This is a genomic window from Xanthomonas citri pv. mangiferaeindicae (assembly GCA_002240395.1).
Classification (GTDB): domain Bacteria; phylum Pseudomonadota; class Gammaproteobacteria; order Xanthomonadales; family Xanthomonadaceae; genus Luteimonas; species Luteimonas citri_A.
This window is the reverse complement of the sequence record CP016836.1, coordinates 1,240,001-1,262,064: the sequence shown is the minus strand read 5'-3', so window position 1 is coordinate 1,262,064 and position 22,064 is coordinate 1,240,001. Positions and strand designations below refer to the sequence as shown.

23 protein-coding genes and 1 pseudogene are annotated in these 22,064 nt (G+C 70.1%); 15 read left to right on the top strand and 9 right to left on the bottom strand.

Features of this window, described 5'->3' with window-relative positions:
- Positions 1–93 precede the first annotated feature (93 nt).
- Positions 94–672 carry an adenylate kinase gene (locus tag BEN78_05395; protein ASR42898.1) on the top strand — a complete coding sequence of 193 codons (579 nt, stop codon included), beginning with the start codon at positions 94–96 and terminating at the stop codon, positions 670–672.
- A gap of 170 nt (positions 673–842) precedes the next feature.
- The gene (locus BEN78_05390; protein ID ASR44934.1) at positions 843–2,228 is read left to right on the top strand and encodes a UDP-N-acetylmuramate:L-alanyl-gamma-D-glutamyl-meso-diaminopimelate ligase; all 1,386 of its coding nucleotides are present in this window, start codon (positions 843–845) and stop codon (positions 2,226–2,228) included.
- Here BEN78_05390 and BEN78_05385 read toward each other — a convergent pair.
- Both BEN78_05385 and BEN78_05380 read right to left on the bottom strand, forming a co-directional pair.
- Positions 2,213–3,007 carry a hypothetical protein gene (locus BEN78_05385; GenBank protein ID ASR42897.1) on the bottom strand — a complete coding sequence of 265 codons (795 nt, stop codon included), beginning with the start codon at positions 3,005–3,007 and terminating at the stop codon, positions 2,213–2,215. The two genes, BEN78_05390 and BEN78_05385, sit on opposite strands and share 16 nt — an antisense overlap.
- Before the next feature lie 71 nt (positions 3,008–3,078).
- On the bottom strand, positions 3,079–3,750 hold the full coding sequence (locus tag BEN78_05380; GenBank protein ID ASR42896.1) for a hypothetical protein: 672 nt from the start codon (positions 3,748–3,750) through the stop codon (positions 3,079–3,081).
- A gap of 145 nt (positions 3,751–3,895) precedes the next feature.
- Between BEN78_05380 and BEN78_05375 the strand changes: the two genes are divergently transcribed.
- From BEN78_05375 to BEN78_05340, 8 genes are all read left to right on the top strand, one after another.
- Positions 3,896–5,155 carry an MFS transporter gene (locus BEN78_05375; GenBank protein ASR42895.1) on the top strand — a complete coding sequence of 420 codons (1,260 nt, stop codon included), beginning with the start codon at positions 3,896–3,898 and terminating at the stop codon, positions 5,153–5,155.
- Between the two features lie 21 nt (positions 5,156–5,176).
- Positions 5,177–5,386 (top strand): 4-oxalocrotonate tautomerase, encoded by a 210-nt coding sequence (locus tag BEN78_05370; GenBank protein ASR42894.1) that lies wholly within the window; start codon positions 5,177–5,179, stop codon positions 5,384–5,386.
- Positions 5,383–6,162 (top strand): 2-oxopent-4-enoate hydratase, encoded by a 780-nt coding sequence (locus tag BEN78_05365; GenBank protein ID ASR42893.1) that lies wholly within the window; start codon positions 5,383–5,385, stop codon positions 6,160–6,162. The genes BEN78_05370 and BEN78_05365 overlap by 4 nt, the downstream gene beginning before the upstream one ends.
- Positions 6,163–6,220: 58 nt before the next feature.
- The gene (locus BEN78_05360; GenBank protein ASR42892.1) at positions 6,221–7,165 is read left to right on the top strand and encodes an acetaldehyde dehydrogenase (acetylating); all 945 of its coding nucleotides are present in this window, start codon (positions 6,221–6,223) and stop codon (positions 7,163–7,165) included.
- On the top strand, positions 7,162–8,208 hold the full coding sequence (locus BEN78_05355; protein ID ASR42891.1) for a 4-hydroxy-2-oxovalerate aldolase: 1,047 nt from the start codon (positions 7,162–7,164) through the stop codon (positions 8,206–8,208). Before BEN78_05360 ends, BEN78_05355 begins: the two co-directional genes overlap by 4 nt.
- Positions 8,205–8,993 carry a 4-oxalocrotonate decarboxylase gene (locus BEN78_05350; GenBank protein ID ASR42890.1) on the top strand — a complete coding sequence of 263 codons (789 nt, stop codon included), beginning with the start codon at positions 8,205–8,207 and terminating at the stop codon, positions 8,991–8,993. The genes BEN78_05355 and BEN78_05350 overlap by 4 nt, the downstream gene beginning before the upstream one ends.
- Positions 8,994–9,080: 87 nt before the next feature.
- Positions 9,081–10,460 carry a hypothetical protein gene (locus BEN78_05345; protein ID ASR42889.1) on the top strand — a complete coding sequence of 460 codons (1,380 nt, stop codon included), beginning with the start codon at positions 9,081–9,083 and terminating at the stop codon, positions 10,458–10,460.
- Between the two features lie 106 nt (positions 10,461–10,566).
- Entirely contained in the window at positions 10,567–11,157 is a 591-nt protein-coding gene (locus BEN78_05340; protein ASR42888.1) for an ATP-dependent protease, read from the top strand.
- Here the strand turns inward: BEN78_05340 and BEN78_05335 are convergent.
- A complete protein-coding gene (locus BEN78_05335; protein ID ASR42887.1) occupies positions 11,134–13,146 on the bottom strand; it encodes a hypothetical protein in 2,013 nt (670 codons plus the stop codon). The genes BEN78_05340 and BEN78_05335 overlap by 24 nt on opposite strands.
- Positions 13,147–13,241: 95 nt before the next feature.
- Between BEN78_05335 and BEN78_05330 the strand changes: the two genes are divergently transcribed.
- Both BEN78_05330 and BEN78_05325 read left to right on the top strand, forming a co-directional pair.
- Positions 13,242–13,913 (top strand): serine/threonine protein kinase, encoded by a 672-nt coding sequence (locus BEN78_05330; protein ASR42886.1) that lies wholly within the window; start codon positions 13,242–13,244, stop codon positions 13,911–13,913.
- The gene (locus BEN78_05325; protein ASR42885.1) at positions 13,910–14,416 is read left to right on the top strand and encodes a hypothetical protein; all 507 of its coding nucleotides are present in this window, start codon (positions 13,910–13,912) and stop codon (positions 14,414–14,416) included. Before BEN78_05330 ends, BEN78_05325 begins: the two co-directional genes overlap by 4 nt.
- Positions 14,417–14,438: 22 nt before the next feature.
- Here the strand turns inward: BEN78_05325 and BEN78_05320 are convergent, their stop codons facing one another.
- Positions 14,439–15,164 (bottom strand): hypothetical protein, encoded by a 726-nt coding sequence (locus BEN78_05320; protein ID ASR42884.1) that lies wholly within the window; start codon positions 15,162–15,164, stop codon positions 14,439–14,441.
- Between the two features lie 104 nt (positions 15,165–15,268).
- On the opposite strand from BEN78_05320, the gene BEN78_05315 reads away from it, so the two are divergent.
- Positions 15,269–16,084, top strand: a complete 816-nt coding sequence (locus BEN78_05315) for a short chain dehydrogenase (GenBank protein ID ASR42883.1) — start codon at positions 15,269–15,271, stop codon at positions 16,082–16,084.
- 106 nt (positions 16,085–16,190) lie between these two features.
- Complete coding sequence (locus BEN78_05310; protein ASR42882.1) at positions 16,191–17,417, top strand: acetylornithine aminotransferase; 1,227 nt, start codon at positions 16,191–16,193, stop codon at positions 17,415–17,417.
- 48 nt (positions 17,418–17,465) lie between these two features.
- Here BEN78_05310 and BEN78_05305 read toward each other — a convergent pair whose 3' ends face one another.
- Genes BEN78_05305 through BEN78_05290 form a run of 4 tightly spaced genes read right to left on the bottom strand, consistent with a single transcriptional unit; the run spans position 17,466 to position 20,930 of the window.
- Entirely contained in the window at positions 17,466–18,086 is a 621-nt protein-coding gene (locus tag BEN78_05305) for a hydrolase (GenBank protein ASR42881.1), read from the bottom strand.
- Positions 18,083–18,934 (bottom strand): ion transporter, encoded by an 852-nt coding sequence (locus BEN78_05300; GenBank protein ASR44933.1) that lies wholly within the window; start codon positions 18,932–18,934, stop codon positions 18,083–18,085. Before BEN78_05300 ends, BEN78_05305 begins: the two co-directional genes overlap by 4 nt.
- A gap of 44 nt (positions 18,935–18,978) precedes the next feature.
- Positions 18,979–20,274: a glutamate-1-semialdehyde-2,1-aminomutase gene (locus BEN78_05295; protein ASR42880.1), complete on the bottom strand. Its 1,296-nt coding sequence runs from the start codon at positions 20,272–20,274 to the stop codon at positions 18,979–18,981.
- 26 nt (positions 20,275–20,300) lie between these two features.
- Positions 20,301–20,930, bottom strand: a complete 630-nt coding sequence (locus tag BEN78_05290) for a thiamine-phosphate diphosphorylase (protein ASR44932.1) — start codon at positions 20,928–20,930, stop codon at positions 20,301–20,303.
- Positions 20,931–21,007: 77 nt separating this feature from the next.
- Between BEN78_05290 and BEN78_05285 the strand changes: the two genes are divergently transcribed.
- On the top strand, positions 21,008–21,199 hold the full coding sequence (locus BEN78_05285) for a rubredoxin (GenBank protein ASR42879.1): 192 nt from the start codon (positions 21,008–21,010) through the stop codon (positions 21,197–21,199).
- A 40-nt stretch (positions 21,200–21,239) separates the two neighbouring features.
- On the opposite strand, the pseudogene BEN78_05280 reads toward BEN78_05285, so the two are convergent.
- Positions 21,240–22,039: pseudogene (locus BEN78_05280) on the bottom strand (hypothetical protein).
- Positions 22,040–22,064: the final 25 nt, after the last annotated feature.

Here is a 22,064-nt window from a genome sequence, read left to right as displayed (position 1 = left end):
TGGCGGGATACGTTAAGCTGGTGCGGCCGTTCGCCGCCCTGCCCGAGTGTAGCCGCAGGACCGGAGGGCTCCCCACACTTGCAGGAGCGTTCGATGCGTTTGGTTCTTCTCGGAGCGCCCGGTTCGGGCAAAGGCACGCAGGCCGCACGACTGAAGGAACACCTGCAGGTGCCGCACATCTCCACCGGCGATCTGCTGCGCGCCGAAGTCGCCGCCGGCACGCCGCTGGGGCTTCAGGCCAAGGCGGTGATGGACCGCGGCGACCTGGTCTCCGACGAGATCCTGCTGGGCATGCTCGAGGATCGCCTGTCGCGCGAGGACACCCGCGCCGGTTTCATCCTCGATGGCTACCCGCGCAACCTCGCCCAGGCCGCCGCGCTCGATGCGCTGCTGGCCAAACTGGGCCAGACCTTCGATGCCGCCGTGCAGCTGGAGGTCGACAACGAGCAGATCGTCGAGCGGCTCGCCGGTCGGGCGAAGGCGGAAGGCCGTGCCGACGACAGTCCCGAATCGGTGCGCCACCGCCTCAATGTCTACGACCAGCAGACCGCGCCGGTGATCGGCTTCTACCGCGACCACGGCCAGCTGACGGTGGTCGACGGCGTCGGTCCGCTCGATGAGGTGTTCGCGCGCATCGTCGCGGCGATCGGCAAGGCCGACGCCGCCGCCTGAGCCGCGCCCAGCGCGCCGCCGGGTCCAGCGGCGGCGCGACTGCGGTGCCTGTCTTTCTCCCGGCGCGGCCGTCGGTCGTCCGCGCGCGCCGCAGCCGCCCGGCGCCGTGCGGCCCCGTCCAGGACTTCCCACCCGTGAAACTCCATATCCTCGGCATCGCCGGCACCTTCATGGGCGGCGTCGCGGCGCTCGCACGCGAACTCGGTCATGCGGTCGAGGGCAGCGATCAGGCGGTCTATCCGCCGATGTCGACCCAGCTCGAGCAACTGGGCATCGCGTTGCGCCAGGGCTACGACCCGGCGTACATCGGCGCCGACGTCGACCAGGTGGTGATCGGCAACGCGCTCTCGCGCGGCAACCCTGCGGTCGAGGCGGTGCTCGACGCCGGCCGCGCCTACACCTCGGGCGCGCAGTGGCTCAGCGAGCAGGTGCTGCCCGGACGCGAGGTGCTGGCGGTCGCCGGCACCCACGGCAAGACCACGACGACGACGATCCTGGCCTTCCTGCTTGAGGCCGCCGGCCGCGCGCCGGGCTTTCTGATCGGCGGCGTGGCCGAGGACTTCGGCGTCTCGGCGCGGTTGGGTGGACCGGCCGATCCGGCGTCGTCGAAGGCAGAAGGCGCGGCCGCGCCGAGGCGACCGGTGTTTGTGGTCGAGGCCGACGAGTACGACACCGCGTTCTTCGACAAGCGCAGCAAGTTCGTGCACTACCGTCCGACGGTGGCGATCCTCAACAACCTCGAATTCGATCATGCCGACATCTTCCCCGATGTCGCCGCGATCCAGCGCCAGTTCCATCACCTGGTGCGCACCGTACCCGGCCGCGGACGGCTGATCGTCAATGGCCATGACGCGCGCCTGGGCGAGGTGCTGGCGATGGGCTGCTGGACGCCGGTCGAGCGTTTCGGCTTCGATCCCGCGTTCGATTGGAGCGCCGAACGCATCGCCGCCGACGGCAGCGCGTTCCGGGTCCGCCGCCGTGGCGTGGACGTGGGCACGGTCGAGTGGCCGTTGCTCGGCGACCACAACGTGCTCAATGCGCTGGCCGCGCTGGCTGCGTGCGCGGCGGTCGGCGTCGATCCGGCGGACGTGTTGCCGGCGCTCGCGCGCTTTCGCAGCGTGAAGCGCCGGCTCGAGCTGCTCGGCCGCGCCCGCGGGGTCACCGTCTACGACGACTTCGCGCACCATCCCACCGCGATCTCGACCACGCTGGCCGGGCTGCGGGCGAAGGTCGGGGAGGCGCGGATCGTCGTGGCGATGGAGCCGCGCAGCAATTCGATGCGGCTGGGCGCGCATGCCCAGGCCCTGGCGCCGTCACTCGAGGCCGCCGATGCGGTGGTGTTCCTGCACCGGCCGGAACTGGCCTGGGACGCGGGGCGCGTGGTCGAGGCGGTGCGCGGCCAGGCGCGCACGGTGCCCGATGCCGACGCGCTTCTGGACGCCCTCACCGAGCTGGCGAGCGACGGCGACCACGTGGTGTTCATGTCCAACGGCGGCTTCGACGGTGCGCCGCGGCGATTTCTCGCCGGACTGCAGGCCGGTCAGGCGCCGGCGTAACCCAGCATCGTCGACAGCTCGGCGGCGGTCCGACGCAACGCATCCACGTGCGCCGGATCGGGCGTGGCCGGCAGGTAATGGATCGAGCCGACGATGGCCAAGGTGCCAAACAGCGCACCGCCGGCCTGTAGCAGCGGCGCGGCCAGCGCGTTGATGCCGGTGAACAGTTCTTCGGGCGCGTCCGCCCAGCCGCAGTCGCGGACCCGGTCGAGTTCGCTGCGCAGGCGCGCATGCGTGGTGATCGTGCGCGGCGTCTCGGGTTCGAGCGGCTGCGCCAGGTACTGCTCGCGCAGCGCGGCCGGCCCGTAGGCCAGCACCAGCTTGCCCTGGGCGCTGGCATGGTGGGGGAAGCGGCTGCCCGGCCGCAGGCTGATCTCCAGCGGCGAGGTGCCGCGCAGCACGTCGATGACCGCCACCTCCTGCTCGGCATAGGAGGCGATGACGATCGTCTGGCCGACAGCGTCGCGCAGGCGCTCGAGCACCGGCCTCGCCAGCGTGGTCAGGTCGAAACGCCCGACGCAGGCCTTGCCCAGCAGATAGAGCTTCCAGCCGACCCGGTACTGGTTGGTGACCGGGTCCTGGAGCAGATAGCCATGATCGCGCAGCGCACGCAGGTGCCGGTGCGCACGCGCCTTGGGCATGCCCAACTGTTGCGACAGCTGGGTCACCCCCAGCCCCTGGGGCGCGTTGGACAGTGCGTCGATGACCTGCAACGACACGATCGCGGTGGGAAGCGACGCGTCCGCGGCGTCGTCGGAGGCGGGGCCGGCCTGGGCCATGGGGATCGTCCTGTGCGGTGAAGCCGATGAATGCGGCGAGGCCGCACGCATCAGGGTACCCCGAGGCGATGTCACTGAGGTAGACGGATGTATCGCTCCGCGAAAACCCGATAGGTCTGCACCTTGGGCGCGTCCGCGTCTTCCTGGCGCACGTAGCGGATCGAACTGCGGCCCTTGAGCTGGCGCGGCAGCAGGAAGCAGCGCACGAAGCGCGTGGGTTCGCGCTCGGTGGTCGGCGCCAGCACCGGGGCGGGGCCCAGCTCGAACCACGCCTGGCCAGGCCCGTGACGCTGTGCCCGGCCCTGGGTCTCGATCCCGATCTCGCCTTCGGCGCAGATCCGGATGCCCGGGCCCTGATGCACGTGGGTCAGGGCGACGCCGCCGGGTGGGAAGCCCACCTCGTCGCAGCGCATCAACCAGTCGAATCCGGGGTCGAGTTCGACGGGCGCTTCGAGCTTGAGCACCGTGCGCGTGGCCGGCGCCGAGGGCAGGTTCGGTGCGGCCGAGGCGGCGGTCGACAGCTCCCAGCGCCAGATGCGGACCGGCGCGGCACCGCAATTGAGCGTCAGCGCGTCTTCGCCGACCCACGCCGCGCCCTGCAACAGCAGGGTCCCCGACACGGCGTCCTCCACGGTGGCCTCGCCCTGCGCCAAGTACAGCGCGCGCGGGGCTGCCGGCAGATAAACCGGCGGGCAGTGGGCAGGCAGTTCGTCTTCGAACAGGCGCAGCATCAGGCTGGACATGGCGGTTCCTTGTTTCGGTGATCGATACAAAATTACGGTCTTGACTCTTCAGTCGAGACTTATCGTATAGTGATACCTAGGTATCGAGCAACGATACAAACGGCCGGGGCACACCCCCTCAAGAATCGCCTCGGGAGGGCGTGCAATGGCGCAGAACACGACAGGTGCGGGGCAGGGGATCGGCGAGCGCTGGTGGAAGGGCGCAAGCAAGCAGCAATGGCGCGCGTTCAACTCGGCCTATCTGGGTTGGATGCTCGACATCATGGATCTCATGCTGTTCGCGATGGTCATCAAGTACGTGATCGTCGACCTGGGCATGGACAAGTCGTCGGCCGGCCTGGTGATGTCGGCGACGTTGATGGCCACCGCCGCCGGCGGCCTGGTCTTCGGCTTCCTCGCCGACCGGCTGGGCCGGGCGCGCTCGATGATGCTCAGCATCATCTGCTACTCGATCGGCACCGCCTTGTGCGGATTGGCCGACACCCTCGGGCAGCTGATGCTGTTTAGGATCATCGTCGGCCTGGGCGTCGGCGGCGAATGGTCGGCCGGCTCGGCGCTGGTCAGCGAGACCTGGCCTGCGAAGCACCGCGGCAAGGTCATGGCCTGGGTGCAGAGCGCGTTCGCGGCCGGCTACGCCGCTGCTGCGGTGGTTGCCGCGCTGGTGATTCCGGTCGGTGGCTGGCGCTGGGTGTTCGCGGTCGGCCTGCTGCCGGCGCTGCTGGCGTTCTATGTGCGCCGCCACGTCGAGGAGCCGGAGATCTGGCGCAACCAGACCCGGCGGCTGGGTTTCGGCGAGACCGTGCGCGAACTGTTCGGCGGGCCGTTCGCCCGCAATACCTGGATCGGCCTGGCATTCACCACCGCGGCGATGTGCGGTTACTGGGGCCTGTTCACCTGGATCCCGACTTACCTCGCGACGCCGGTGGCCGACGGCGGCCCGGGGCTGGATCTGGTGAAGTCGACGATCTGGATCGTGATCATGCAGGTCGGCGCGGCCGCCGGCTTCATCACCTTCGGCTACTTCGCCGACCGCATCGGTCGCAAGAAAGCCTTCCTGCTGTTCTTCCTGGCCTCGGCGGTCGTGGTGCCGGTGTTCGCGACGATCCGCTCGCCCGACATGCTGATGGTGTTCGGCATCGTGGTCGCGTACTTCGGCACCGGCTTCTACAGCGGCTTTGCGCCGACGTTCGCCGAACTGTTCCCGACCTCGATCCGCGCCACCGCGCAGGGCTTCGTCTACAACGGCGGCCGCGCGATCGCGGCGATCGCGCCGTTCCTGATCGGCTTCATCTCCACCCGTTACGGCGTCGGCAGCGGCCTGGTGACGACCGCGGCGTTCTTCGCGCTGGCCGGTCTGATCGTCTGGCTGTTCCTGCCCGAGACCAAGGGTCGCGAGCTCGCCTGACACTCCCTTAAAGGACACGCCATGCCCATCATCCAGATCACCCTGGTCGAAGGCCGGGACACCGACCGCGTGGAGCGCTGTATTCGCGAGGTGGCGCGCGTGGCCAGCGAGACGCTGGACGCGCCGCTGGCCTCGATCCGCGTGATGGTCACTGAAGTGCCGGCCAACCGTTTCGCCGTCGGCACCACGCTCAAGAGCGATCCGCCGACGCCCGCCGGGGGCGCGGCATGAGCGCCGATTCGACCTTGCACGCCGATGCCCTGCACACCGCGTTGCGCGATGCCGCGCCGATCGCGCCGCTGACCGGACGCGTCGACGGCCTGGACCTGGCCGGCGCCTACGCGATCGCGCAAGCCGGCATCGCCCGCCGCGTGGCCGAGGGCGAACGCGTGGTCGGTCGCAAGATCGGCCTGACCAGTGTCGCCGTGCAGCGCATGCTCGGTGTCGATCAGCCCGATTTCGGCGTGCTGACCGATCGCATGGATCATTCCGACCGTGGTGCGGTCGCGGTGGCCGGGATGATCGCGCCGCGTGCCGAGGGTGAGATCGCGTTCCATCTCAAGCGCGACCTGGCCGGCCCCGGTATCGGCCTGCACGACGTGCTGCTGGCGACCGAGTCGGTGTCGGCATGCTTCGAGATCGTCGACTCGCGCATCTGCGACTGGAAGATCGGCATCCTCGACACGGTCGCCGACAACGCGTCCGCGGCTGCGTTCGTCACCTCGCGCACGCGGGTCTCGCCGCAGGCCCTGGACCTGGGCACCTGCGGCATGGTGCTCGAGAAGAACGGCGCGCTGCTGTCCACGGGCGCCGGCGCCGCAGCGCTGGGCTCACCGCTCAACTGCGTGGTCTGGCTGGCCAACCAGCTTGGGCGCCTGGGCGATGGCCTGCGTGCCGGCGACATCGTGCTCTCCGGCGCCCTGGTTCCGCTGACCCCGGTCGTGCGCGGCGATCACCTGCGCCTGCGGGTCGGCGGCCTCGGCGCCCTCGACCTGCATTTCGACTGATCGACGCACGCCGCGTCCGCACTTCCCCACGTCCGCTTCAACGTTTCGAGGAGTTCCCATGCCCGTCAAGGCAGCCGTGATCGGTCCCGGCAACATCGGCACCGATCTGATGATCAAGATCCTGCGCCACGGCCAGCACTTGGCCATGGGCCCGCTGGTCGGCATCGATCCGGCCTCCGACGGCCTGGCGCGCGCGCGTGCGATGGGCGTGCAGACCTGCGACTCGGGCGTCGAGGGGCTGGTCGCCTCGCCGTTGTTCGACGACGTGCAGGTGGTGTTCGACGCCACCTCCGCCGGCGCGCACGTGCGCAACGACGCAGCGCTGCGCCAGGCGCGCCCGGACATCCGCGTGGTCGACCTCACGCCCGCCGCGATCGGTCCCTACTGCGTGCCGACGGTCAACCTCGAGGCGCACATCGACACGCCGAACGTCAACATGGTCACCTGCGGCGGACAGGCGACGATTCCGATCGTCGCGGCCGTCGCCAGCATCGCACCGGTGCATTACGCCGAGATCGTCGCATCGATCTCCAGCCGCTCCGCAGGGCCGGGCACGCGTGCCAACATCGACGAATTCACCGAGACCACCTCGCGTGCGATCGAAGCGGTGGGCGGGGCGCGCAAGGGCAAGGCGATCATCGTGCTCAATCCGGCCGAGCCGCCGCTGCTGATGCGCGACACCGTCTATGTGCTGTCCGACGAGGCCGACACCGCGCGCATCGCCGCGGCGATCAAGGCGATGGTCGCCGACGTGGCGCGCCAAGTGCCCGGCTACCGGCTCAAGCAGGCCGTGCAGTTCGAACGTATCGAGCAGCCCTGCAATGTGCCGGGGATCGGCCCGAAGACGGGTCTGAAGACCTCGGTGTTCCTCGAGGTCGAGGGCGCCGCGCATTACCTGCCGGCCTACGCCGGCAATCTCGACATCATGACCTCCGCGGCCCTGGCCACCGGCGAGCGCATCGCCGCGCGCCTGGCGGCCGCGCAGCCGGAGCCGACCCGATGAACGACCGCAAGCTCACCATTTCCGACGTCACTCTGCGCGACGGCTCGCACGCGGTGCGCCACCAGTACACGCTGGACCAGGTGCGCCGGATCGCCGGCGCACTCGACGCTGCGGGCGTGGATTCGATCGAAGTCGCGCACGGCGACGGCTTGCAGGGATCGTCGTTCAACTACGGCTTCGGCGCGCACAGCGATGTCGAATGGATCGCGGCGGTTGCCGAGACCGTGCAACACGCGAAGGTCGCGACCCTGCTGCTGCCGGGCATCGGCACGGTCCATGACCTGAAGAACGCCCACGCCGCCGGCGCCCGCGTGGTCCGCGTGGCCACCCATTGCACCGAGGCCGACGTCTCGCGCCAGCACATCGAGGCGGCCAATGCGCTGGGCATGGATGCGGTGGGCTTTTTGATGATGAGTCACATGGCCGAACCGGCCGCGCTCGCCGGCGAGGCGAAGAAGATGGAAAGCTACGGTGCCTCGTGCGTGTACGTCGTCGATTCGGGCGGCGCACTGGGCATGCAGGACGTGCGCGCACGCTTCCGCGCGTTCAAGGACGTGCTCGATGCGCGCACCCAGACCGGCATCCACGCCCATCACAACCTGTCGCTCGGCGTCGCCAACTCGATCGTCGCGGTCGAGGAAGGCTGCGACCGCATCGACGCCAGCTTGGCGGGCATGGGCGCAGGCGCCGGCAATGCCCCGCTCGAGGTGTTCATCGCCGCCGCCTCGCGGCTGGGCTGGCAGCACGGTTGCGACCTGCGCATGCTGATGGACGCCGCCGACGACATCGTGCGCCCGCTGCAGGAGCGTCCGGTGCGCGTCGACCGCGAAACCCTGGCGCTGGGCTATGCCGGCGTGTATTCGAGCTTCCTGCGCCACGCGGAAGCCGCGGCCGAGCGCTTCGGCATCAGCGCGGTCGACATCCTGGTCGAACTGGGCAAGCGGCGCATGGTCGGCGGCCAGGAAGACATGATCGTCGACGTCGCGCTCGACATGGTGCGCGCGCGCGAACGTGCCGACGCCCGCCAGGAGGCTACGGCATGAGCCTGGCACCGGAGACGGTCGCCCAACTGGCGACCCTGCTGCACGACGCCGAGCGAGACGTGCGCGACACGGTCAAGATCACCGATGCGCATCCCGAGCTGTCGATCGAGGACGCCTACCGCATCCAGGATGCGCTGCGCGCCCACAAGCAGGCACGCGGTGTGCGCTGCGTCGGCATGAAGATGGGACTGACCTCGTACGCCAAGATGCAGCAGATGGGCGTCGAGACGCCGATCTACGGCTTTCTGGGCAGCGACAACGCGGTCGACGACGGCGCCGAGATCGAGGCCGCAAAGCTGATCCATCCCAAGGTCGAGGCCGAGATCGCCTTCGTGATGCGCGACGCGCTCCAGGGGCCGGGCTGCACGCCCGAACAGGTCATGGCGGCGACGCTGTGCCTGCTGCCGGCGATCGAGGTCATCGACTCGCGCTACGAGAACTTCCGCTTCGATCTGCCCAGCGTGATCGCCGACAACACCTCGGCTGCGCGCTACGTGATCGGCTCGCGCCCGACCGCGCCGCAGGGCATCGACCTGGAGACCACGGGCGTGGTGCTGGAGAAGAACGGCCAGGTCGTCGAGGTTGGCGCAGGCGCCGCGGTGCTGGGCAATCCCGCGCTCGCGGTCGCGATGCTGGTCGACATGCTGCACGCCCGCGGCCAGTCGCTGCCGGCCGGCAGCGTCGTGCTCTCGGGCGCGATCACCGCCGCCGTCGCCGTCGAGGCGGGCGACAACGTCCAGGTCCGCGTAGACGGACTCGGCTCGACGGGCCTGCGCTTCGTCTGAGCCGCCGGGCCGGCCACCGCGCCGGCGCCGCTGCTTTCGGTCGCCGCTCCAGCCCGGGGCGGGCCGCTGCTTGGGAGAGGGAGTCACATGTCCAGATCCAACGCGAAGCGATGGCTGTCGCCGATCGCCCTGGCCGTCGCGGCCGCCTGCATTGCGCCGGTGTCGGCGCAGGACGTCGACGTCGCCGCGATCGAGGCGCGACTGGGCCAGATGGAGCGCGAGATGCGCGAATTGCGCGCGCTGCTCGACAGTCATCGCGGGACCGCGACACCGGCGGCGACGACGGCGCCCTCGACCGCAGTCGCGACCACAGCCCCGGCGCCCGCGCCGGCGGGCAGCGCGGCGCCCGCCCGCAACCCGATGATGCCCGGCGCGGCGCCCGGCACCACATTCTCGTTCGGCGGCTTCATCAAGTTCGATGCGATGACCACACGCACCAGCGACGGGCAGATCGCCGACGGCTCGCCCGGCCGGCTGTTCTACTTCCCCGGCGCGACCCCGGTCGCGGCCGACGGCCAGGGCCAGAGCAGTACCTACAGCGATGTGCACGCGCAGTTCTCGCGCTTCTGGCTGGGCGCCGACACCGTCACCGACAGCGGAAAGACGATCAAGGCCTACATCGAGGCCGACATGTACGGCGGCGGCAGCAACGCGCTGGCCGGCAACGAAGTGATCACCAACACCTATGCGCTGACTCTGCGTCAGGCCTACGTCAGCTACAACGGCTGGCTTGCCGGCCAGACCTGGTCGAACTTCCAGGATGTCGCGGCGCTACCCGATGCGGTCGACTTCACCGGGCCGTCTGAAGGCACCGTCTTCAACCGCCAGGCGCAGCTGCGCTACACGCGCGGCCCGTGGTCGGTCTCGGTGGAGAATCCGCAGACCACGGTGACCCCCTACCTGTCGCGTGCCGCGCGCTTCAACAGCGGCGACGACCGGCTGCCCGATGTCACCGCGCGCTGGATCACCCGCGGCGACTGGGGCCACTTCACCGTCGCCGGCCTGGCGCGTCGCTTCCGCAGCGGCGATGCCAGCACCTCGGGCGCGGCGCTCAGCGTCTCGGGCCGATTCAACCTCGGCGCCAACGACGACATCCGCTACATGGTCAGCGGCGGCGATGGCATCGGCCGGTATCTGGGCTTCGCACTCGGCAGCGACACTGTGCTCGATGCCGATGGCCGCCTGCACAGCCAGCGCGGCTACGGCGGCTTTGCCGCATGGCGGCACGCGTTCTCGCCCAAGCTGCGCGGCAATGTCATCTACTCGCTGGCCTCGCTCGACAACGACCCGTTGTTGACCGGCGGCAGCGTCACCGAGCGTGCGCAGTCGTTCCGCGTCAACATGATCTATTCGCCGGCGCGCAATCTCGATGTCGGCGGCGAACTGAGTTGGGCCGATCGTCGCTTGGAGAATGGCCTGGAAGGCGACCTGCAACGCGTGCACACGCACATCAAGTACAGCTTCTGATCGCGACGACGGCATCTGCGCGCCGGCACGGCAACGCGCCGGCGCGTGGGCGCCTCGCACGCCGGCACGCCGCGCAGGATGACGATTTCATCGTGCAGCCACTAGGATGGCCGGCATGACGACATCCGCTTCGCTGCCGTTGTTTCCGCTCGATGCCGTGTTGCTGCCCGGCGCGTCGCTGGCGCTGCGTGTGTTCGAGTCGCGCTATCTCGACATGCTCCGCGAATGTGGTCGTCGCGGCACGAGTTTCGGCATCTGCCTGATTCTCGAGGGCGGCGAGGTCGGCACGCCGGCAACGCCGGCCAGCGTCGGTACTGAGGCGTCGGTCGAGGACTTCGACACCGGTGCCGATGGCCTGCTGCGGCTGCGTGTGCGCGGCGCGCGGCGCTTCCGCGTCGAGCGCACCCGCGTGCGCGACAACGGGCTGGTGGTCGCCGATGTCGACTGGTGCGCCCCCGACCCGGCGATCGAGCTGCAGCCCGAGCATGCTCTACTGGGCGTTGTGCTGCGCAAGATTCTCGAGCGCATCGACGGCGCCGACCGCGCGTTCCCCGAGCCACGGTTCGACGATGCGGCGTGGGTCGGCTGGCGCTTGGCCGAGCTGCTGCCGCTGGCCGCCGCGCAGCGCCAGCAGCTGTTGCAGCAGGACGATCCGGACGTTCGCCTGGAGACGCTACTGCGGCTGGTCGACGACTGAGCCGTCGCCAGCGATGCGCAGCCGCAAGGTCGGCACGCCCGACTGCGGATGCACGTCTTCGCGCCATTCGAAGCCCGTCAGCACGTCGCGCAAGCCACGATGCACGCCGTGCGCATCGGGCTGCGGCTGCCACAGGCTGAACAGGCCCAATGGCCGGGTCAGCAGCATCGACTGGCTGGTGCCCAGCCACAACGGCTGCGCGTCGTCGAGCTGCGCCGGCGCGCGCCACAGCCGCAGGACCTCGATCCGGGATTCGTCGGTCACCCGACGCATCAACAGCGATTCGGCATTGGCGTCGAGCGTGGCCGGCAGCACTGGCTTGTCGGCGGAGGGCACATCGTCGTCGAGCAGGTTGAGCACCTGCATCCAGTCGGCCTGCGGCTGCACCTGCCAGCCTTGCGCCTGGAGCCGGGCCTGCAGCGGTGCCAGCGGGCCGGCGACCTGCAGGTCCAGCGGCCAGCGATGGGCCGGGTCGCGCTCGCGCAACTGGCCGGGCAACTGCGCCCAGTCGCGCCCCCACCACTCGCCAACCGCCATGGTCCGCGCCGGCGGGGCAGCGACGAAACGTGTCAGCAGCGGATCGACCGCGCGCGGCGCGTGCCACAGCGCGGCCAGCGCGAAGGTGACATAGAAGATCGTCGCCACCGGACGCATCCAGAACGAGCGGTCCACGTGGCGGCGATAGGCGATGCCCAGCACCAGCAGCCAGACGATGCCCAGCAACATGCCGCCGACGATGTCGCTGAGCCAATGCGCGCCCAGGTACAGCCGGGCGAAGCCCAGCACCGCGACCACCGCGCCCGACACCAGGTACGGCCAGACCCGCGAGCGCCCGGGCAGTTCGCGCGCGATCAGCACCGCGAAGAAGCCGAAGACGATCGTCGCCATCGTGATCTCGACCGCCGGGAAACCGAAGCCGCCGTGCGCGGTCGGCGGCCTGGGCATGTCGATCACCGCGCCCAGCAGCGCGGTCAGCGCCATGCCGAAGGCCAGGGCCGCCAGCCAATGCGCCGCGCCCAGCCAGCGGCGCCGCCAGATCAGCCAGCCGAGCGTCAATGCGACCGCCGGACCGAGCACATGCACATCGCCGATCGAGGCCAGACCGGCCATCAGCCGGTCGGCCAGCGGATTGCGCAGTTCGTACATGAACTGGAACACGGTCTGGTCGATCAGCAGCGGCTCGCCGCGCATGATCACCGTCGCGAGCAAGGCGAACCAGGCCCAGCCGATCGCCAGCAGACAGACCGCCAGGATCGCCAGCGAGGCCGATTCCGGGCGCCGCGGATCGACCAGCGCCACCGCGTAACGACCCAGCCGCGGATGGTGGCGCGTCCAACCGAGCAGGCGCGCGAGCAGGCTGTTGGCGTGCGCGTCGAACCAGCGATAGGTGTAGAGCACGATGGCCCAGGCCAGCGCCAGCACCGCGACCAGCGCACCGAGCACGATCGCCAACCGGTCGGCGACCGCGGCGACCGCATCGTAGGACGCGCCGAACAGCCAGCCCGGCGCCAGGAACAGCGCGCCCCACGACAGGCAGGCCACGCCGCTGACCGGCAGATAGCGCCGCAACGGCATCTTCGCGATGCCGGCGATCGCAGGCACGAACGGCCGGATGGCGCCGACGTAGCGGGCGATCAGGATGCTCTTGACGGCATTGCGGCGGAACAGATTCTCACCGCGGTCGAGCAACTGCGGAAACTTGTGGAACGGCCACACCGTCCGCAGCCCGTGACCCCAGCGGTGGCCGACCCAGTAGCTGAGCCCATCGCCGGCCATCGCGCCCAGCGTGGCGCAGGCGATCGCGTATGGGCCGGAGATCTCGCCCAGGCCGATCAGCACGCCGATCGCGAACAGCAGCGGCAGCGCCGGCACGATGGCGCCGAGCACGATGACCGAGTCGCAGAAGGCGATCAGGAAGATCACGATGCCGGCCGCGACCGGGTGGTCGCCGACCCACCCGATGAGGCTGTTGAAGAAGTCGCTGAGCATCGCGCCATTATGGCAGGGCATCGCGTTTGGCCCGCCTTGTGCCCACCCCCGCGTCGGCCGACGTTAACCCCCGGCCCGATCCGTACAATGCGGCCATGTCATCGCCCGCCGACACCGCCACCGAGCTGCGTGCACTCAAGTCCGACAGCTTCGGCCGCATCGCGCTGATGCGCGGTGCCGACGGCGGCCTGTTCGTGCGCCGGGATCTGCGCCACGTGCCGCTGTGGCTGCGGCTACCGGCCTGGTGGCTGGCGCGCCGCGAAGCGCGCGGGCTGGCCTGCGTGCGCGGCATGGCCGATGTGCCGCAATTGCTGCGCTGGGATGGCCGGCGGCTCGACCGCAGCTACATGGCGGGCGCTGCGATGTACCAGCGCCCGCCGCACGGCGATCTGGCCTACTTCCGTCACGCGCGGCGGCAACTCCAGGCGCTGCACCGGCGCGGCCTGGCGCACAACGACCTGGCCAAGGAGGCGAACTGGCTGGTGCTCGACGATGGCCGGCCGGCGATCATCGACTTCCAGCTCGCCGTCGTCGGCGATCCGCGTTCGCGCTGGATGCGGCTGCTCGCGCGCGAGGACCTGCGTCACCTGCTCAAGCACAAGCGCACCTATTGCCGCGCCGCGCTCACGCCGGTCGAGCAGCGCCTGCTGCGGCGGCGCTCCTGGGTGCGCGATCTGTGGTTCCGCACCGGCAAGCCGGTCTATCGCGTGGTCACCCGCAAATTGCTGAAGTGGGAAGATAACGAGGGCCAGGGGCCCAAGCCTTGACGCCGCGCGTGGTGTCCGGCGTGCCCGATGCGCGCAGTGCGCTGTACGCGCAGCTGCCCGGCGCCGATTTCCGCCATGCCAGTCGCGTCCAGACCATGCGTGGCGGCCGTACGGCCTTGCAGGCCTATCGCGACCTCGCCGCCGCCGTGCCTGGCTGGTTCGATGGCCTGATGACGCTGCGCAATCGCAGCCTGCGGCTGCTGGGCATGAAGGATCTGGGTGCACTGCGTGCGGTGCAGACGACCGGCACGCCGCGGCCGGGCGAGCGCCTCGGCATCTTCACGCTCCAGGCGCTGGGCGACGCGGCGATCGTGCTCGAAGACGACGACCGCCACCTGCGGGTGCAACTGGCGGTGCAATGGCATGGCGACAGCGTGCTCGAAGTGGCCACGGTCGTGCACGTCCACAACGCGTTCGGGCATCTGTACATGCAGCCCGTCGCACCGATCCATCGGCTGATCGTGCCGCATCTGCTCCAGCGGCAGGTGCGCGCCTACACCTGAGCGCCATCGGCTGGACGCACCGTCAGTCGGCCGCACGCACCGCCACGACGTTGCGACCGATGTATCGACGGTCGGCGTCGAAGTCGTAGCCCAGCACCAGCGTGCCGAGATCCTCGCAGGCGTGACAGCTGCGCATCGGCACCTGAAACCGCAGTCGGATGCCGCCGTCGGCCAGGGGCTCGCTGCCTGCGGCGTTCGCCGGTGCGAACGGCATTGCATCGGGGTGCGCATCGAGGAACGGCTTGAGTGCATCGCGCATTCGGCCTTCGCCTGCCGGCAGCACGGCTTCGTCCACGTCCACCGCGTGGCCGTCGGCGTCGACCAGCCACAAGCCCTCGTTGGTGTTGGCGCGGAAGGGATAGGTGATCTGCGCATGGCCCACACCGTCGATCGAGCGCCAGCCGCTGACATGGCCAGGGTCGCCGAGTGCGATCAGGCGGGTGGTCGCGGCCAGTGCCTCGGGCGAGGCACCACCGGCCTGCATGGTCGACAGCAGGCAGGCGTCGACCGCCGTCGCACCGGTGCGGCAGGGCGACAGATCGCCCTGCCAGACCGAAGCCGGGCCCACCGCCAGGTCGTCGCCGTCGGCGATCGCTTCGGGCGCCATCGGTGCCGGCATCGCCCCGGCGTTCGACGCCGGCTGCGCAGCAGGCTGGGCGACCGGGACGTCCCCGTCGGCGGCATCGGGCGCCGCATCGCCGCAGGCGGCCAGCGACAGTGCGAGCAATGCGAGGGCGATGGGGCGCATCGACGGGACCTGTGGCGGAAGGGCCGGTCAGTATCGCGCCGTGGCCTGAATGCGGCCAGCGCCATGCGCATAATGCCTGCGATCTCATCGACGGAACCCGGGGCATGTCCACACTGGCCGGCAAGACACTTTTCATTACCGGGGCCTCGCGCGGCATCGGTCTGGCGATCGCGCTGCGCGCTGCGCGCGATGGCGCCAACGTCGCGATCGCCGCGAAGTCGTCGGTACCCAACCCCAGGTTGCCGGGCACCATCCACAGCGCGGCCGAGGCCGTGAACGCCGCAGGCGGCCAAGGCTTGGCGCTCAAGTGCGACATCCGCGACGAGGACCAGGTGCGAGCCGCCGTTGCCGCCACTGTCGACGCCTTCGGCGGCATCGACATCCTGGTCAACAACGCCAGCGCGATCTGGCTGCGCGGCACTCTCGACACGCCGATGAAGCGCTTCGACCTGATGCAGCAGGTCAACGCCCGCGGCAGCTTCCTGTGCGCGCAGGCCTGCCTGCCGCATCTGCTCACAGCCCCCAATCCGCACATCCTGACCCTGTGCCCGCCGCCGTCGCTCGATCCCAAGTGGTGGGCGCCGCACACCGGCTACACGCTGGCCAAGATGGGCATGAGCTTTGTCACGCTGGGCCTTGCGGCCGAGTTCGGCCCGCAGGGGGTCGCGGTCAATGCGCTGTGGCCGCGGACGCTGATCGGCACCGATGCCCTGAACATGATTCCCGGGGTCGAACGCGGCAACGGCCGCAGCCCGGCGATCATGGGCGACGCGGCGCACGCGGTCCTGGTGCGGCGTGCTGCCGGCTTCCACGGCCAATTCCTGATCGACGACGAGGTGTTGCGCGAGGCGGGGGTCGAGGATTTCTCGCACTACGCACTCGATCCCAGCCAGCCCTTGCTGCCCGACCTGTTCCTGTAAGCGCGTCCACGCGCCTTCGGCCCGTGGATTCCGCGAATCGGCGGTCCGGTCGGCGCCCGAATGCGCGAGAATGCGCGATTCCACTTCCCCGAGCGATTCCCCCGGCATGAGCACTGCGACCGACGCCCCGCTGTCCCTGGCCCGTTATGTCCTGCCGGTGTACCGGCCGCGCGCGCTCGTGCTCGAGCGCGGCCAGGGCGCGCGTCTGTGGGATGACGCCGGCCGCGAGTACGTGGACCTGGCTGCGGGCATCGCCGTGTGCGGCCTGGGCCACAACGATCCCGACCTCGTCGCTGCCCTGGTCGAGCAGGCGGGCAAGCTGTGGCACACCAGCAATGTGTTCTACAGCGCACCGCCGCTGCAGCTGGCGGCCGAACTGGTCGAGGCCAGCGGCTTCGCCACGCGTACGTTCCTGTGCAACTCCGGCGCCGAGGCCAACGAGGCGGCGATCAAGCTGGTGCGCAAGTGGGCCGCGGCGCAGGGCCGCAGTCCCGACCGCCGGGTGATCGTCACCTGCCGCGGCAGCTTCCACGGCCGCACCCTGGCCACGGTCACCGCGACCGCGCAGCCCAAGTACCAGGCCGGCTACGAGCCATTGCCCGGCGGCTTCCGCTATGTGGACTTCAACGACATCGCGCAGCTCGAGGCCGCGATGGCCGGTGGCGACGTCGCCGCGGTGATGCTCGAGCCGGTGCAGGGCGAGGGCGGGGTGATGCCCGCTGCCGATGGTTACCTGGCGGCCGTGCGCGCGCTGTGCGATCGTCACGACGCGCTGCTGGTGCTCGACGAGATCCAGTGCGGCATGGGGCGCACCGGCACCTTGTTCGCCTTCCAGCAGGATGGGGCGACGCCCGATATCGTGACCCTGGCCAAGGCGCTCGGCGGTGGCTTTCCGATCGGCGCGCTGCTGGCCGGCCCCAAGGTCAGCGATGCGATGCAGTTCGGTGACCACGGCACCACGTTCGGCGGCAACCCGCTGGCCGCCGCGGTCGCACGCGTCGCGTTGCGCAAGATTGCATCCAAGCAGATCGCCGAGAACGTCGTGCGCCAGTCGCGCGCGCTGCGCGACGGTCTGGCCGCGCTCGATGCCGAGCTCGGTGTGTTCTCCGAAGTCCGTGGCCGCGGGCTGATGCTCGGCGCCGTGCTGCGCCCCAAGCACGCCGGACAGGCCACCGCCATTCTCGACCGCGCTGCCCAACACGGCCTGCTGCTGCTGCAGGCCGGGCCCGACGTGCTGCGCTTCGTGCCGGCGCTCAACATCACCGACGCCGACATCACCGAAGGCCTGGCGCGCCTGCGCGCCGCGCTGGTCGAGCACCTCGCGGCGGGGTGAGATGACGGGCGGCCGCGCACGCTGCGCCGTCCGCATCGTATCGGCGGGTTAGCCCAGCCCGTGCCGCCGTAGCACCCGCCGCAGCGAGCGTGCGTCGTGCACGGTGTCGGCCTGCAGTCCGGCGGCGCGCGCGCCGCGCACGTTGACGAACAGATCGTCGAGGAACAGCACGTGCCGCGCCTCGACGCCGAAGTGCGCGAGTGCACGCTCGAAGATCGCGCGCTCGGGCTTGCGCGCTTGCAACGCGCCGCTGCACAGCACGCGTCCGTCGAGCGCTGGGAACAGCGGCGTCACGATGCGGCGCATCGCCTCGGCCATCAGTGCGCCGTTGTTACTGAGCACGCCGATCGGCACGCGCTGCGCGAGCGAGCTCACCAGCGCCAGCACCGCGGGATCGACGCGACAGGCGGTCACGCGCGAGGCGATCCACGCGTCCTCGTCGATCGTGCAGCCAAGCGCTTCGCCGAGTTGCTGCAGGTAGGCTGCGGTGTCGATCGCGCCGCTGTCGTAGGCGCGCTCCAGGCCCGACGCGAACAGCGCGGTGGCGACCCGGGCCGGCGCGCACCCCGCAACGCGCGCCAAGTCGCGCAGGCGCGCATCGTGCGCGTAATGCGCGAGCACGCCGTCGAAGTCGAACAGCACCAGCGACGGTTGGGGCCGTGCGCTCAATGCTGCGCGTCGTCGGCTGGCAGGCTGTGGCCGCAATGCCGGCAGTGCAGCGCGCCCTGCTCGTGGTCGGTCAACGCACATCCGGCGCAGCGGACGTGGCGCCGCTTCGGCCGCAGGGTGCTGGCCAGTTCGGCGGTATAGATGCCGGTCGGCACGGCGATGATGCTGTAGCCGATCAGGATCAGGATCGAGGTGATGAAGCGGCCGAGCGGCGTGCCCGGCGAGATGTCTCCGAAGCCGACCGTGCCCATCGTCACCACCGCCCAATACATGCCGGTCGGGATCGAGGTGAAGCCGTGCTCGGGCCCTTCGATGACGTACATCAGCGCGCCGAAGATGACCACGATCGTCACCACGGCACACACGAAGACCGCGATCTTGCGCCGGCTGCGCACCAGGGCGCCGATCAGCACCCCGGCCTCGGATGAGTACTGCACCAGCTTGAGCACGCGGAAGATGCGCAACAACCGCAGGACCCGGATCACCAGCAGGTACTGGCTGCCGGCGACCAGCAGCGATAGATAGCTGGGCAGGATCGCCAGCAGGTCGATGACGCCGAAAAAGCTCGTGGCGTAGCGCAATGGATGCCGGACGGCCCAAAGGCGAAGGCCGTATTCGATCGTGAACAGGATCGTGAACACCCATTCGGCGACGAGCAGCGCGTGATGCCAACGCGCCTTGACCGATGGTTCGCTGTCGAGCAGGACCACGATGACGCTGGTTACGATCGTCGCGATCAGGGCGAGATCGAAATTGCGTTCGGCGGGCGTGTCGTGGTGGAACAGCAACCGGTACCAGAGGTTGCGGGCCCCCGTCGGACTGCCGGGCAGAAAGTCGCGCTCGAACATGCTGGCCTGCGGATCGGACTCCTGCGCCGAGCCGTCCGCCGGCCTCATGACGCCCGAACGATCGCGAATGCGCTGCGTGCGGCCTCGAGGGTCGCTTCGATCACCTCGGCATCGTGCGCCGACGACAAGAACCCCGCCTCGAACGCCGAAGGCGCGAGGAATACGCCGCGTTCGAGCATGCCGTGGAAGAACCGGTTGAAGGCCGCGGGGTCGCAGGCGACGGCCTGCGCATACGTATCGACACCGGGCTGGTCGGTGAAGAACAGGCCGAACATCGCACCGACGCGGGTGGTCGTGAACGGCACGCCGGCCTCGCGCGCAGCCGCCTCCAGGCCGTCGCACAGGGTGTGCGTCGCGGCCTCGAGCTTATCGTGGAAGCCCGGCTCGGAGATCAGGTCGAGCATGGCCAGCCCGGCCGCCATCGCCACTGGATTGCCGCTCAGCGTGCCGGCCTGATAGATCGGGCCGGCCGGCGCGATTTGTTCCATCAATGCGCGCCGGCCGCCATAGGCGCCCACCGGCATGCCGCCGCCGATGATCTTGCCGAACGTGCTCAGGTCCGGCGTCACCCCGTAGCGCGCTTGCGCGCCGCCGAGCGCGACGCGGAAGCCGGTCATTACCTCGTCGAAGATCAGCAGCGCACCGTGCTGCGTGCACAACGCGCGCAGATGCTGCAGGTAGCCCTCGCGCGGCGGCAGGCAGTTGGCGTTGCCGACCACCGGTTCGATGATCAGCCCGGCGATCTGGTCGCCGGCGCGTGCGAACAGTTCGGTGGCGGCCTCGAAGTCGTTGTAGGGCAGGGTCAGCGTGAGATCGGCCAGCGCCTTGGGCACGCCTGGCGAGGTCGGCACGCCGAAGGTCAGCGCGCCACTGCCGGCCTTGACCAGGAACGAATCGCCGTGGCCGTGGTAGCAGCCTTCGAACTTCACGATGCAGCTGCGACCGGTCGCGCCGCGCGCCAGGCGGATCGCCGACAGCGTGGCCTCGGTGCCCGAATTGACCATGCGCACCATCTCGCACGAGGGCACCAGCGCGGTGATGCGCTCGGCCATCGTCACCTCGGCGGGGCACGGCGCGCCGAACGACAGTCCATCGCCGATCGCGCGCTTGACCGCCTGCCGCACCTCGGGATGGTTGTGGCCGACGATCATCGGGCCCCAGGAGCCGACGTAGTCGATGTAGCGATTGTCGTCGACGTCGAACAGGTACGGGCCGTCGGCGCGCTGCACGAAGAACGGCTCGCCGCCGACCGACTTGAACGCGCGCACCGGCGAATTGACGCCGCCGGGCAACAGCGTGCGGGCGCGGGCGAACAGAGCTTGCGAACGGGCGGTATCCATGACGACTCCAGAAAAGAGGGGCGGGCTCAGAGCCCGAAGCAGGCGCGGTAGGCGCGCGCGGCGCCGGCGGGGTGCGGCGCATCGAACACGCCGCTGACGACGGCGACCAGATCCGCGCCGGCCGCGACGAGCGTGCGTGCATTGTCCGGGGTGATGCCGCCGATCGCCACCCGTGGCACGCCCAGCGTGGCGGCCTCGCGCAGCAGCGCTGGACGTGCGCGGCGCGCCGCCGGCTTGGTGGGCGAGGGGTAGAAGCTGCCGAAGGCGACGTAGCTGGCGCCGGCCTCGACCGCGCGCACCGCCAGTGCGCCGTCGTCGTAACAGGACGCACCCAGGATCGCCTGTGCCCCCAGCGCCGCGCGCGCCTCGACCAGCGCGCCATCGTCCTCGCCCAGATGTGCGCCGTCGGCGCCGAGTTCGGCCGCCAGCCGCCAGTCGTCGTTCACCAGCAACGGCACGCCGGTGGCCCGGCACAGCGCCAGCAATGCGCTGGCCTGTTCCCGGCGCAGCGCCGCGTCGGCGCGTTTGTTGCGGTACTGCAGCCAGGTCGCATGCGGCAGCACGCTGGCCACCCGCGCCAGCAGCCGCGCGGTGTCGATCTCGTCGGGTGTGAGCAGGTACAGCCCGCGCGGCGGCTCGATCGGGGAAGCGTTCATCGGCATGGGTTCCGGTCCACGGGACGCGATGGGACAATGCGGCTCCGGACCGACACCGCTGCAGCCGCCATTATCCGATGAACGACACTCCGACGCAGACCGCCTACCGCACGTGGATGTGTGTGGTCTGCGGCTTTCTCTATGACGAGGCAGCAGGCCTGCCCGACGAAGGCATCGCGCCGGGGACGCGCTGGGAGGATGTGCCCGAGACCTGGACCTGTCCCGACTGCGGCGTCACCAAGGACGACTTCGAGATGATGGTGCTTTAAGCCGCACCACGCCCAGCCGGCTGTGCGTGGGTGCGGCCGCTCAGTGCGCGCGATGGCGATGCAGGCCGGCCTCGACCAGCCGCTCGCGGATCGCATCGGCGTCTTCGGCCTCGGGGCCGCCTGCAGGTAGCGCACCAGGTCGTTGCGCGCGCCCGTCACATATCCCAGTGCCAGATAGGCGAGCCCGCGATCGCGCAGCGCATCGCATGCGCCCGGATGCAGGGTCAGTAGCCGGTCAGCGCAACGCGCCGCGCGTGCCCAGTCGCCCGTCTCGCGATAGCCCGCATGCAGATTGCGCAGGATCCGCATCACGGTCGCGCGCGCCGTGGCAGGGCGCAGCAGCGCGGCCAGTGCATCGTCGTCGGGTGGCGTTCCGCCCAGGTGCGCCGCGGCCCGCATGCGCAATTCGTCGATATCGAGCGGGCGCCCACCGTTGAACGGGTCCATGACCAGCATGCCGTCGCCGACCGGCAGCCGGACCAGGAAGTGGCCGGGAAACGAGATGCCTGCCAGGGGAACGCCGAGCCGGCGCGCGACCTCGCACTGCACGATCGCCAGCGAGATCGGATTGCCGAGCCGGCGCTCGATCACGTCGCTCAGATAACTGTTGCGCGGATCGTAGTAGTTCGCCTGGTCGCCGGTGTAGCCGGCTTCTTCGAACAGGTGCCGGTTGATCGCCTGCATCTTCAACGGGCCGGCATCGATCGCATCGACCTCGATGCGCAGATGCGCCGCGTGCGCCTGCATCCGTGCGGCGAACGCGCGCACGTCGAGATCGGGGTACTCGTCGCGCGCGACCAGCAGCGCGGCATCGAACAGCGGCAGCGCTGCGGGCGCCATCCCACCGACCTGCGCCCAGGTCAGC